This is a genomic window from Paenalcaligenes hermetiae (genome assembly GCF_039543645.1).
GTDB classification, from domain to species: Bacteria; Pseudomonadota; Gammaproteobacteria; order Burkholderiales; family Burkholderiaceae_B; genus Paenalcaligenes; species Paenalcaligenes hermetiae.
On record NZ_BAABKD010000009.1, the window covers coordinates 498,127 to 509,897 of the forward strand.

The 11,771-nt window shown below is 48.9% G+C and carries 13 protein-coding genes; 8 read left to right on the forward strand and 5 right to left on the reverse strand.

Features of this window, described 5'->3' with window-relative positions:
• Nucleotides 1-71: 71 nt before the first annotated feature.
• From ABD980_RS08160 to ABD980_RS08180, 5 genes are read right to left on the reverse strand one after another with little or no spacing between them, the layout of a single operon-like run.
• Nucleotides 72-1,241, reverse strand: coding sequence for a glycosyltransferase family 4 protein (locus tag ABD980_RS08160; protein ID WP_345370901.1), 1,170 nt, complete (start codon nt 1,239-1,241; stop codon nt 72-74).
• A 6-nt stretch (nt 1,242-1,247) separates the two neighbouring features.
• Nucleotides 1,248-2,633, reverse strand: coding sequence for an MFS transporter (locus ABD980_RS08165; protein ID WP_345370903.1), 1,386 nt, complete (start codon nt 2,631-2,633; stop codon nt 1,248-1,250).
• A gap of 8 nt (nt 2,634-2,641) precedes the next feature.
• Nucleotides 2,642-4,012: a bifunctional UDP-N-acetylglucosamine diphosphorylase/glucosamine-1-phosphate N-acetyltransferase GlmU gene (gene glmU / locus ABD980_RS08170; RefSeq protein ID WP_345370906.1), complete on the reverse strand. Its 1,371-nt coding sequence runs from the start codon at nt 4,010-4,012 to the stop codon at nt 2,642-2,644.
• A gap of 15 nt (nt 4,013-4,027) precedes the next feature.
• The gene (locus ABD980_RS08175; RefSeq protein ID WP_345370908.1) at nt 4,028-4,768 is read right to left on the reverse strand and encodes a PhaM family polyhydroxyalkanoate granule multifunctional regulatory protein; all 741 of its coding nucleotides are present in this window, start codon (nt 4,766-4,768) and stop codon (nt 4,028-4,030) included.
• 39 nt (nt 4,769-4,807) lie between these two features.
• Nucleotides 4,808-5,632, reverse strand: a complete 825-nt coding sequence (locus ABD980_RS08180; RefSeq protein WP_300646793.1) for an NUDIX hydrolase — start codon at nt 5,630-5,632, stop codon at nt 4,808-4,810.
• 94 nt (nt 5,633-5,726) lie between these two features.
• Between ABD980_RS08180 and ABD980_RS08185 the strand changes: the two genes are divergently transcribed.
• From ABD980_RS08185 to ABD980_RS08220, 8 genes are all read left to right on the forward strand, one after another.
• Nucleotides 5,727-6,356: an SCO family protein gene (locus tag ABD980_RS08185; RefSeq protein WP_300646792.1), complete on the forward strand. Its 630-nt coding sequence runs from the start codon at nt 5,727-5,729 to the stop codon at nt 6,354-6,356.
• A gap of 104 nt (nt 6,357-6,460) precedes the next feature.
• The gene (locus ABD980_RS08190) at nt 6,461-7,282 is read left to right on the forward strand and encodes an ABC transporter ATP-binding protein (RefSeq protein ID WP_345370911.1); all 822 of its coding nucleotides are present in this window, start codon (nt 6,461-6,463) and stop codon (nt 7,280-7,282) included.
• Complete coding sequence (gene mlaE, locus ABD980_RS08195; RefSeq protein WP_345370913.1) at nt 7,279-8,067, forward strand: lipid asymmetry maintenance ABC transporter permease subunit MlaE; 789 nt, start codon at nt 7,279-7,281, stop codon at nt 8,065-8,067. The genes ABD980_RS08190 and mlaE overlap by 4 nt, the downstream gene beginning before the upstream one ends.
• Before the next feature lie 16 nt (nt 8,068-8,083).
• Complete coding sequence (mlaD, locus tag ABD980_RS08200) at nt 8,084-8,539, forward strand: outer membrane lipid asymmetry maintenance protein MlaD (RefSeq protein WP_260650831.1); 456 nt, start codon at nt 8,084-8,086, stop codon at nt 8,537-8,539.
• Nucleotides 8,540-8,580: 41 nt separating this feature from the next.
• Nucleotides 8,581-9,399 carry an MlaA family lipoprotein gene (locus ABD980_RS08205; RefSeq protein WP_345370915.1) on the forward strand — a complete coding sequence of 273 codons (819 nt, stop codon included), beginning with the start codon at nt 8,581-8,583 and terminating at the stop codon, nt 9,397-9,399.
• A gap of 24 nt (nt 9,400-9,423) precedes the next feature.
• Nucleotides 9,424-10,065, forward strand: coding sequence for an MlaC/ttg2D family ABC transporter substrate-binding protein (locus ABD980_RS08210; RefSeq protein WP_345370917.1), 642 nt, complete (start codon nt 9,424-9,426; stop codon nt 10,063-10,065).
• 88 nt (nt 10,066-10,153) lie between these two features.
• Nucleotides 10,154-10,915 (forward strand): ABC transporter ATP-binding protein, encoded by a 762-nt coding sequence (locus ABD980_RS08215; RefSeq protein ID WP_300646789.1) that lies wholly within the window; start codon nt 10,154-10,156, stop codon nt 10,913-10,915.
• Nucleotides 10,916-11,010: 95 nt separating this feature from the next.
• Nucleotides 11,011-11,769, forward strand: a complete 759-nt coding sequence (locus ABD980_RS08220) for an ABC transporter permease (protein ID WP_260650866.1) — start codon at nt 11,011-11,013, stop codon at nt 11,767-11,769.
• Nucleotides 11,770-11,771: the final 2 nt, after the last annotated feature.

Consider the following 11,771-nt stretch of genomic DNA (forward strand, 5'->3'; position numbering starts at 1 on the left):
AGCAAATAACGTCTATTTTTAAGCGAAGCAACCAAAAAGAAAAGGGGCTGTAGCCCCTTTATTCGTAACAATTACTTGGTTTGTGGTCGATTGTCCTCACTCGGATCCAATAAGGATTCTTGCTCAGGCACTGTTACAAGTTCGGTTTTATCTGGTTTAGGCAGTGTTCCTAAATATAATTGCATATAGGCCTCTACCATTTGCTCTACACTATGATGCTGTTGCACCCACTTTAAAGCGGTTAACACCATTTCTCGTCGCAAAGGCTCATCTTCTAAAATTCGATCACACGCCTCGGCAATCGCTTGCGCATCACCCACCTCACACGCCAGCCCGCGCCCCTCGGTCACAAGCTCCGCTAACCCCCCCGTTCGGGTCGCCACCACCGGTGCGGCGTACAAAAATGCATCCAACACACTACTGCCCAAAGCCTCATAGCGTGATGTCAAAACAAACACGTGAAATAGCCGATATATATCTGTAATACGCGCCTCAAAGCCCATAAACAAATACACATCCTCTAGGCCCAGCTCTTTTACCAAAGCTTTGGCTTCGACACTGGCATCCCCATCCGCCCCGAAATGCAAAAACACAAAATCACGCCGTTTTTGCCATAAAAGATGTATAGCTCGTATGGTCGTACACGGATCCTTTTCATGGCTCAAAGCGGCCACTGTTCCTAATACATAGCGCCCCCCAAGGTTATGCTTATCTGTGACCGCAATAATATGATCCGTATCCGCAGGCACATATTCGATAGCACTAGGGATCCGATAGGGTTCTACGCCTAAGGCGATCGGGTCTGCCGCCGCCGCTTGGCTAATTGCCACAAACGCATCCGGCTGGTGCCATTTCCAACGCAGGCGCTGCAACCGCTTAACATTACAAGTAGTTACGGATTGATTTTCGTTCACAATCGGAAATGCGGTGCGACGGGTAAAAACGATCTTGCCTTTAATAAAACGCCTTAAGCTGGCCAACCAGGTTAACCCGGCAGAGGTCTGCGCATGATAGACATCAAACTGTCGACAATGAAATAGCAAATAAAGAAAAGCCCCAAAAGAGGAACGGCGTTCCACCACCGGAGTCCCTGCTTGCTTTAGGCGTCGAGCCAGCTCTGCATCTTTACGCACCAATACGGTAGGCGACCAGCCTTTTTCTTTCAGCCCTACAGCAGTCAATAAGGTTTGGCGCTCACCACCGCGCCAACCCCGTTCTAAATTGATAAATAAAATATGCATAATGTATTACAACTGAGGATCGGAGGCAGGGTTGCGATGACGTGCAATATTAATCACTAACGAGCCTATGGCGCAAAGCGTTGCAACCAGTACGCCCAACGCTGGGCCATGTTCTTGCCCAAACGCAAACGCCAAAGCCACAAGCGCGGTACCAAAGCTCTGCCCATAAACACGAGTCGTCGCCTGCATGCCCCCGGCTGCCGCGCTGCGTTGTCTGGGTACTCCAGCTAACAAGGCACGATTATTCGGGGTTTGAAATAAGCCAAAACCAAAACCGCCTAGCCCCATAGATAGCATCACCCAACCTAATGCCGTATGTGCATCATAAAGCAGTAAAGATCCTGTCCCTAGCGCCATACACGCAGCGCCTAGTGCACACATGACCGCAATAGAGTACCGCCCGGAAAGCCAAGCCGATATCGGTGCCATAACCCCTACACCCAACGACCAAATACCAAGCATGACACCAATTTGGGTATACGTAAAATCCATCACGCGTTGAAAAAAGAAAGGAAGCGCCACCACGGTCGCCATTTGTGCAGCAAATGAAAACGCCGACGCCCCTACCGCATAGGCCACGGGTGTAATACGTAGTAAATCCACCGGCACAATCGGCGCTACTTGCTGCAAAGAGCGCTTAATCAACACATAACCACAGAGTGCTGCCACACTTAAACACAATACCCCCCACAACGGTTGCCCGGCTAATAAATCCAAGCCTAAGATCGACAAACCAAACACCGGCAAGCTTAAAAAACAAGCAAACCAGTCAAACGGGCGAGAATTACGCGGTACAGCAGGTAAATAACGGATGCCAAACCAGGTCAAAAAACATATCGGCACATTAATAAAAAACATCCAACGCCACGAGGCCAAATCCAAAATAAATGCACCTAGCGACGGACCTAATACTGCCGTCAACGAGACCGTCATCGCGTTCAGACTTAGGCCCATAGCTAAACGCCGCAACGGATAAATATTACGTACCAAACCGCCAAATAAGCACATAAGCATGGAAGAGCCCAGCCCTTGTGCAATCCGCGCCAAAATTAACGTAGTAAAATCTTGTGAAAATGCTGCACCTAATGATGCCAATAAAAATACGGTAGTGCCGGCCGCAAACATGCGCCCCAGGCCGATGCGCTCGGCTATTGCCGACAACGGCAGCAAGGTCATCACAATAGTCAGGCTATAAGCAATGGCAACCCATACCACCGCCGCAGCCGGAATCGCCATTTCCGCGGCAATCGTCGGCAAAGCCACATTGGACATACTTGCGTCCAATACGGTAATCGCAATCGCAGCCAATAGCGTCGCCGCCGCATAATAGCGGCGGGGCTTAGGCAAACCATCCGGTAGATCTGCTATAGAAGAAGTGGAAGAACGAGTCACTCAGAAACTTAATTTTTTTGTGGACGTTGCCAAGTGGTTTTTTGCACTTGTTGTTTAGGTGATAAGACCAAACCATTTTCTGCCGTATCTCGCACCACGGTAGTGCCAGCTGCAACAGTGGTGTTTTTACCGATCGTCACCGGTGCGACCAACTGAGAATCCGAGCCAATAAAAGCGTCATCACCAATGACTGTGCGAAATTTATTAGCGCCGTCATAGTTACAGGTAATCACCCCAGCGCCGATATTCACCCGCTGCCCCACTGTAGCATCGCCAATATAGCTCAAATGGCTGGCCTTAGCGTTTTGGGCAAACTGACTGTTTTTGATTTCCACAAAGTTACCCACATGCGCTTGATCTCCCAATTGAGTTCCGGGGCGCAAGCGCGCAAAAGGACCTATAGAAACCCGCTCTGCGGCTTGGCTTTGATCAATATGACTGAATGCATGCACCACCGTGCCGGCTCCCAGCTGCGCCTCTTTAATCACGCTGTGCGGCCCAATGTGAACCCCATCACCCAAGACGACCTGCCCTTCAAAAACACAGCCGACATCAATAAATACATCACGCCCACATTGTAACTGTCCACGAATATCGATTCGCGCAGGATCAGCCAGCGTTACCCCTGACTCCATCAGCCGACGCGCTAATTCACCTTGCCAAGCACGCTCTAATTGTGCTTGCTGTAAACGACTATTAACCCCTAGCGTTTCCCACGCATGTGTAGGGTGCGCCGCATGAACAGCCACACCATCTGCTACCGAGAACCCAATAATATCCGTAAGATAATACTCTTGCTGTGCATTATTATTGTCTAAGCGAGCCAACCAATTTTTTAGTTGGGCCGTGGGTGCAGCGATAATCCCGGTGTTCACTTCGTTAATTAAATGCTCTTGAGCCGTGGCGTCTTTATGCTCTACGATGCGCACAATATGGTTAGCCTCATTACGCACAATGCGCCCGTACCCCGTAGGGTCAGTCAGAAACTCGGTTAGTACGGCCATCCCATCTTGGCGGGCTTCGATCAGTGCCTGCATGGTTGCGGTCTGCACTAAAGGCACATCCCCATATAAAATTAATGTTGTATCTGCCGCTTGCTCCCCCCCTACTAACTTAGAGACTGCCTGTTGCACGGCATGCCCCGTTCCTAGCTGTGGCTTCTGTAACACAAACTGCAAATCCGTCGCCTCGGCAAACTGCGCTTGTACCTGCTCTGCGCCATGACCCGTCACCACAATGATGGCGTCAGGCTTTAAGGCGCGGGCACTATCAACTACATGGGCGAGCATGCTTTTACCCGCAATTTGGTGCAAAACCTTAGGTAAATCAGACTGCATTCGCGTCCCTTTACCCGCCGCTAAAATTACAACATTTAACATAATAATCCTATTGTTTTATTCCTTAGGGGTGCTGGTTTTTTTTGCTGCTTTTTTGGCTACCGCTTTTTTCACTGCGGCCTTAGTCGCTTTTTTCGCAGTACTGGTGGTTTTAGTAGAACGTTTTACCGCCTTTTTTGCAGCGGTGGTTTTTTTGCCTAATGTCGTATCTGCCGAAGGGGTAGGCATCGTCGCAGATAAATTCTCTGCGACATTCTGTGCTTGCTGCATTGATTGTGCTGTTGCTTGCGTTAGGGTTTCGAACTGCTGCTGCATCATATCCCACCACGCTTGTCCTGCTTTAACTAATATATCGTTAGATGGATCAGCCGCCTCTGGGGTATCGGTTGATGCCGGCGCCGCTTTAGCCGAGGCAGAAGCCGTATCTGCTGCTGAGGACGACTGTCCAAACGAAGACATAGTCGCTTGCGTCATGGCCTCAGCAAGCCCAGGCATCGCCGCTAACCCCCCTTCGGCAAAGGACTTTAGCGTTGCTAGGGTGCTACGCTGAATTTCTAGGCCTTGGATCGTACTCGACAGCATGGATAAATTTAGCTGTAACCAGTTTTCAACCGCACGTAATTCTTTGATGCGCTTATCCAGATCCTCCGCAGAAGGGATCGCCGCACTCGGGTTAGATAACCCCAATGGGTTTGCTGCCATCCTCTCCCACATTTGATGCATCATATTCATGCTAGTAAACAAGGGGTTGTCCTGCCCAAGCCCCATACCTGGAATATCAAAGGGATTTTTCTGCATAGGATCCACCTCCTAAAAATAATCAGGGATATGCTCGTATTATGCCTGCATTAACCGTAAGCGCACACTATCGATTAACACCATTTCCGCCTCTATAGTAAAAAGCCCCGCCTGTGCCATATCCCACCACTCGGCAATGGTTAACAAGCGAATCTCACTGACCTCACCATCTTGGTTTTTGGGAATGACGCCATCGGGCAATACACAATCATTTACTAAGACATTTTCGACTTGGTAGCCTTCAGGCAGACGCCGATACATACGTAATAACATACGCATAGGTTCTCGAGCCTTCAAATGCTCTGGCAATAAGCCGGCCTCCTCCTCGCTTTCACGCAGCAACGACGTATCCAAGTCCTCGTGTGCGGTCGCCAACCCCCCAACCAAGGTATCCCACATGTTCGGGTCAGTAGGCTTATTCGCTGCACGCTTCGCTACCCATAAACGCCCATCCTGACTCCAAGCATTTAAATGCACCGCCTGGGTTAACAAACCGAGCGGTCGCATAGCGCCCCGTTCTATTGCAGCGAGCTTTTCGCCTTCAGCGATCACATCCAAGCGCTCATCACGCCATGCTTTAACCAGCCCCGCCTCATGAAGACGCTGTGCAATATGTGCTAAAAAATCATCCAACTGTGGGCTAGGCTGATCACACCAGGCTATATGAATGGCTTCGTCTGTTACTTGCACCCCCGCTATCTCTTGCAAGCAATCTTTCGCCGCGGCTGTTGCCCACCCTGCCACCCGCCCACAAACAGTAATAGGCAAGCTACCATCAGGCGGTAAATCCTGTGCTAGGGAAACTAAGTGCTGATAACGTTGATCTAATTCAGCTAAAGATGGCAATAAAAGTGTATTTGTCATTATGATGAATCTATATTAGTGGGAGCTCTCATCGCCCATGGCGATATTGTATCGTGCACCGCTTTTTATGATTAGAACAAGTTAATGGACTACCATGGTGAGTGTATCTAAAACCCCTTCTCTGTTTTTACGCTGGCTTGCATTGTTTTTCTTGCTTAGCAGCATTTGGCTACTAGCCAGTTGCGATGCCAACTCCAAGAAATCGACATTTATTGGCCATGATATCAGTGGAACTGGCTTAGGAAAGCATCTAGCCATGCAAGATAGTAACGGACAGTTACGCACGCTGGCAGACTTTGAGGGCAAAATTGTTATCGTGTTCTTTGGTTTTACCCAATGTCCAGACGTATGCCCAACCGCCTTAAGCCAGCTAGCGCAAGCCGTCAACCAACTTGGGGAGCAAGCGGATCAGGTTCAGGTCATCATGATCACAGTCGACCCTGAGCGCGATACCGGAGCTGTTTTGCAAGACTACGTGCAACTGTTTCATCCCGATTTTATTGGTTTAACTGGTACAGCGGAACAGCTCCATAAAACCGCCCAGTCTTTTAAAGCCTTTTACGTCAAAGTCCCAAGCCTGGACCCCAACCAATACAATATGGATCACTCAGCGGCTTTTTACCTAATTGACAGGCACGGCCAAGCTCGCAGCCTACTCAATGGCGATGCCAGCCCTGATGATCTTGCTCATGATATTCAGCTGCTTTTAGACGAAAAGCACTAAGACATGGATGATGCAGCGGTTTTGCTCAGACGTGACTGCTAACGTCAGGACTTACTAAAAAACGCGTAAACGCTACAATAGCTTTTTACTTAATCATTGTTTTTATGACCTCTACCGTATCGACCTCTACCGTTTTGGATTTTACCGACGTCGCCTTAGGCTACGGGGATTTCACTGTACTACAGCACATCAATCTTCAGGTCGCTCCTGGGCAAGTTGTAGCGCTGATGGGTGGCTCCGGTTCAGGTAAAACAACGCTTTTGCGTGCAGCAACTGGACAGATTGTGGCCCAAGCCGGCACAATCACAGCTTTTGGGCAGGATCTTGCTGCACTCAATGCCGAGCAGCTCCAACACATGCGTAAACGTATGGGCGTGCTTTTCCAGCATGGTGCGCTGTTTACTGACCTGAACGTCTTTGAAAATGTCGCTTTTCCGCTACGGGAACACACTAAAAAGTCAGAAATTGAAATTTCTCGCTTAGTTCTTGAAAAGCTGGATGCCGTTGGTCTGCGGGCCGCTGCACATTTATCTATTTCTGAAATTTCAGGCGGTATGGCACGGCGTGTGGCTTTAGCACGCGCTATCGTACTGGAACCCGAGCTTATCTTATATGATGAGCCATTTGCTGGGTTGGACCCTATTTCCCTAGGAATTACCGCTCAATTGATCCGTGATTTAGCAGATCAGTTAAACTGTGCTTCGATTATTATTACTCATGACGTACCCGAGTCTTTTAAAATCGCTGATCATGTTTATATTGTCGGCCAAGGCAAACTCATCACGCACGGCACACCAGAGCAGCTGTCTGCATCTACCGATGCATATGTACAACAGTTTTTGCATGGTAAACCGGACGGTCCTATTGCATTTAACTACCCCGTCACGCCGGCTTTTGAGCGCTGGTTAGCCCAAAAAAAACTATGAACTTTATTACCACGCCCATTTCCGCTCTAGGTAAACATCTACGCCAAAGCCTGTATGCTTTAGGCGCGTTTACTCGTTTGTTTTTTGCCCTGCTTGCGCGTACGGGTGTGATCTTTAGCCGCCCACGGCTAGTCAGTCAACAAATCCACTTTATTGGTAATTACTCCCTACTAATTATCAGTATCTCAGGCTTGTTTGTGGGCTTTGTTTTAGGTCTACAAGGCTATTACACCTTAAATCGATATGGCTCTGAAGAAGCGCTGGGGCTACTTGTTGCGCTCTCTTTAACCCGCGAGCTCGGCCCTGTGGTCACCGCACTATTGTTTGCTGGGCGCGCTGGTACCTCGCTTACAGCCGAAATTGGTCTCATGAAAGCCGGGGAACAAATTGCCGCCATGGAGGTCATGGCCGTTGATCCCATGCGTCGTATTCTTGTGCCTCGCTTATGGGGGGGCATGATTGCCATGCCCATTTTGGCGGCGATTTTTTCCATGGTCGGCATTATTGGTGGTTGGGTCGTAGGCGTGCTAATGATTGGCATTGACCCCGGGGCATTTTGGTCACAAATGCAAGATGGGGTGGATATTTTTAATGATGTGCTCAATGGTGTCATCAAGAGCGTGGTCTTTGGTTTAGTCGTCACCCTAATTGCGTTATATATGGGCTGGACCGCTAAAGCCACGCCCGAAGGCGTTTCCCGTGCGACCACCCGCACCGTTATTAGCGGCTCACTCGCCGTACTGGGGCTGGACTTCTTGCTCACTGCCCTGATGTTCAGCAATTAATTTTGGAATAGTTATTATGTCAAATAACAAAAGCGATTTTTGGGTCGGCCTATTTGTGTTACTAGGCATCATCGCCTTGGTGTTTTTGGCCTTGCGCGCCGGTAACCTGAGCACTTTTTCTTTTGCTCCCACCTATCGGGTACACGCCTCTTTTGATAACCTAGGTGGCTTAAAAGTCCGCGCGCCTATCAAAAGCAGTGGTGTGGTTGTTGGTCGAGTGGTCGAGATTGGCTTTGATAACCAAGAGTTCCGCGCGACAGCCGTCTTTGAAATTGATCAAAAATATCAGTTCCCCGAAGACACTTCTGCATCCATTTTGACTTCTGGGCTCTTAGGCGAGCAATACATCGGTCTGACTCCCGGGGGCAGTGACACTGACCTTAAAGATAACGACACGATTTTATACACTCAAAGCGCTGTGGTGCTCGAAGAGCTAATCAGCAAGTTCCTCTATAGCAAAGCCAGTGATTAACAGCTGTGCTTTTCGTGCCACCTTTTCACTTTAAGCCCATTATGTCTATATTGCGATCGACTCTACCCTCTACGACGTCTCGCTTAGGTCGCGTAGGCGCTATCAGCGCAACGCTTGCGTTTGTTACCGGTTGCGCTACCGTACAAACTCCAAACCCCAACGATCCATGGGAAAGCTATAACCGCACCATGGATAAAATTAACTACAACGTAGACCAAGCACTTATCCGTCCTATTGCTAACACTTACAAAACGCTCACGCCTCGGCCTGCGCGAACCTGTATTAGCAACATGTTTAATAACCTCGGAGACGTCTGGTCAGCGGCAAATAGCTTTCTACAAGGTCGCCCCCACGATTTCTTTAACAGCCTGGGCCGGGTGTTATTTAACAGCACCATGGGTATTGGGGGCTGCTTTGATGTTGCAACTAAAAACGGTTCGAAACGTATTCCTAACGATTTTGGGACTACGCTAGGCGTATGGGGTATCGGCTCTGGTCCGTATGTGGTCTTGCCCATTATTGGGCCAAGCACTGTACGTGATACCACTGCTCTCGCGGGTGGCGCTGCAGTAGGCTTTAGCCAAAGCTCTCCCATCACCTCCATTAAAAACGTACCAGTACGCAACTCTATTATGGGCTTGTACTTTGTAGATTTACGTACTGGCCTCTTAGATGCTGAAGAGCTGGTCAACGATATTGCTATTGATCGCTACAGCTTTATTCGCGATGCTTACCTACAGCGCCGCCAGTCTCTCATCAATAGCAAGTTACGTGACCCATTTGACGATAGTTATGGTGATGATCTGCCTGACTACGAGGACTACGATGACTTCGACGACGAAGCCCCCGTTAACCCATAAAATCTATCGCCTCAAGGATGACTTATGCTGTTTGTAAAACGTTTATTTTCTACTTTTATTCTGACCTTACCCTTTTTGCTAGGCAGCCTCACCGCTCATGCAAAAATGGTCGATGCTAAACTACCTCCTGCCGAGTTTATCCAAGCTGTTGCTGATCAAACGCTAGAGGTAGTCAAACAAGACAAGGCTGCTCAAGCCGGCGATCGTCAAGCCATTAACCGCTTAGTCGATCAATATGTGTTGCCTTATGTAAATTTTGAAAAAACCACACGGCTAGCTGCCGGTCGCCACTGGCGTCAAGCAAGCCCAGAGCAGCGCCAACAGCTGGTGGACGCATTTAAAAACACTTTGATCCGTACCTATAGTGGTGCCTTAGCTAACGTAGATCAGCTTTCAGCCATTAAAGTCGGTCCTTTCCGCGGCGACCCAAACGCCGCTGATGTCGTAGTACGCTCAACCATTAGCCAAAGCAATGGTCCAGATGTCGGTGTGGACTACCGTATGGAAAACACACCAGAGGGCTGGAGAATTTACGATTTGAACGTAGAGGGCATTTGGCTTATTCAAAATTACCGTAATCAGTTTTCCCAAGTGGTTACAGAAAAAGGGGTAGACGGATTGATTCAAACCCTCAATACTCAGTCCATGCCCGCACAAAACCCTTAAAACCCATAGCCTTACCTTTAGGCTTTAGCCTACTCTCATCTATAATAGAAGTCTGGCTCATGGTGAGCCAGATTTTTATTGTGTAATCATGTCTGCCATTCAACTCGAAAACGTTTCTAAAATTTTTCCCCCTGCTAAAAAAGGGCTGTTTGGGCAAGCTTCAGGCCCTGGATTCCAGGCGCTTAAAGACATTAACCTAACGGTTGAACATGGGGAGTTTTTTGGTCTGCTCGGCCCAAACGGCGCTGGAAAAACCACCATGATCTCTATCTTGGCGGGTTTAACGCAAGCCACTACCGGTCGCGCGACTATTTGTGGCTATGATGTTATTGCCGATTACAAGAACTCCCGTCGTGCTTTAGGTGTAGTCCCCCAAGAAATTGTGTACGACCCCTTTTTTACGGTACGCGAAACCTTACGTTTGCAATCCGGCTATTTCGGGCTACGCAATAATGATGATTGGATTGATGAAATCCTGCATAACCTAGGGCTTTCTGATAAAAATGACACCAACATGCGTGCGCTCTCAGGCGGTATGAAGCGTCGTGTTCTTGTAGCGCAAGCTTTGGTGCATCGCCCTCCGGTCATTATTCTGGATGAGCCCACCGCCGGCGTCGACGTGGATTTACGTCGTGGCCTCTGGGAGTTCATCACCCGCCTAAATCGCGAGGGTCATACCATTTTACTGACCACTCACTACCTCGAAGAAGCCGAAGCCCTTTGTGGTCGTATCGCCATGCTTAAAGCGGGCGAAATCGTTGCATTAGACACCACGGCGGCCTTGCTTGAGCGTGTCGGTGGCGATGACCTAGAAGAAGCTTTTGTTCGTATTATGCACGCGGAAAAATAACCATGACTCAACCAACTCCTGTTAAACACTGGGGGGTGCCTGAGCCTGCGGCACCATCCTCTACACAGGCGCCTAAACTAAAGCCTCAACCCGATATGGGCTCAGGCTTTCCGGCGCTCTTTCGCAAAGAGCTCATGCGCTTTTCTAAAGTGGCATTTCAGACGGTGGCTGCCCCCGTACTGACCGCTTTACTTTATTTGCTGATCTTTGCCCATGTACTCGAAGACCGCGTCCGTGTTTTTGAAACGGTACCTTATACTCAGTTTCTGATCCCCGGTCTCATGATGATGAGTATGTTGCAAAACTCCTTTGCGAACCCCTCCTCGTCGCTCATACAAAGCCGCATCACTGGGAACTTGGTTTTTATTTTGCTACCACCCATATCCCATCGCGAAATCTATTTCGCTTATGTGGGGGCTGCCATTATCCGTGGTTTAACGGTCGGCATTTGCGTCTGGTTGGTCTCCCTCTTTTTTGTGCGTTTGCCCGTTGCACATCCGCTCTGGGTGATTAGCTTTGCCGTCCTATCTTGCGGTATTATGGGCTCTCTTGGGGTCATTGCAGGTTTATGGTCTGAAAAATTCGACCAGCTCGCTGCATTCCAAAACTTTTTAATCATGCCAGCCACCTTTTTATCTGGTGTGTTTTATTCTATTCATAGCCTGCCACCTTTTTGGCAAGCCGTATCGCACTGGAACCCCATTTTCTATACCATTGACGGTTTTAGATATGGGTTTTTCGCCGCCTCAGACGTGTCACCATGGCATAGCTTAGCCGTGGTTGGTTCTGTGTTTGTGGTGCTTTGTTTACTCTCGCTACGCCTGCTTGCTTCAGGTTATAAACTACGGAATTAAAA

Excerpts from the sequence above, each read along its gene's own strand:
- ABD980_RS08160 (WP_345370901.1), bottom strand. The coding sequence starts at position 1,241 with ATGCATATTTTATTTATCAATTTAGAACGGGGTTGGCGCGGTGGTGAG.
- glmU (WP_345370906.1), bottom strand. The coding sequence starts at position 4,012 with ATGTTAAATGTTGTAATTTTAGCGGCGGGTAAAGGGACGCGAATGCAG.
- ABD980_RS08175 (WP_345370908.1), bottom strand. The coding sequence starts at position 4,768 with ATGCAGAAAAATCCCTTTGATATTCCAGGTATGGGGCTTGGGCAGGAC.
- ABD980_RS08180 (WP_300646793.1), bottom strand. The coding sequence starts at position 5,632 with ATGACAAATACACTTTTATTGCCATCTTTAGCTGAATTAGATCAACGT.
- ABD980_RS08185 (WP_300646792.1), top strand. The coding sequence starts at position 5,727 with ATGGTGAGTGTATCTAAAACCCCTTCTCTGTTTTTACGCTGGCTTGCA.
- ABD980_RS08190 (WP_345370911.1), top strand. The coding sequence starts at position 6,461 with ATGACCTCTACCGTATCGACCTCTACCGTTTTGGATTTTACCGACGTC.
- mlaE (WP_345370913.1), top strand. The coding sequence starts at position 7,279 with ATGAACTTTATTACCACGCCCATTTCCGCTCTAGGTAAACATCTACGC.
- mlaD (WP_260650831.1), top strand. The coding sequence starts at position 8,084 with ATGTCAAATAACAAAAGCGATTTTTGGGTCGGCCTATTTGTGTTACTA.
- ABD980_RS08205 (WP_345370915.1), top strand. The coding sequence starts at position 8,581 with ATGTCTATATTGCGATCGACTCTACCCTCTACGACGTCTCGCTTAGGT.
- ABD980_RS08210 (WP_345370917.1), top strand. The coding sequence starts at position 9,424 with ATGCTGTTTGTAAAACGTTTATTTTCTACTTTTATTCTGACCTTACCC.
- ABD980_RS08215 (WP_300646789.1), top strand. The coding sequence starts at position 10,154 with ATGTCTGCCATTCAACTCGAAAACGTTTCTAAAATTTTTCCCCCTGCT.
- ABD980_RS08220 (WP_260650866.1), top strand. The coding sequence starts at position 11,011 with ATGGGCTCAGGCTTTCCGGCGCTCTTTCGCAAAGAGCTCATGCGCTTT.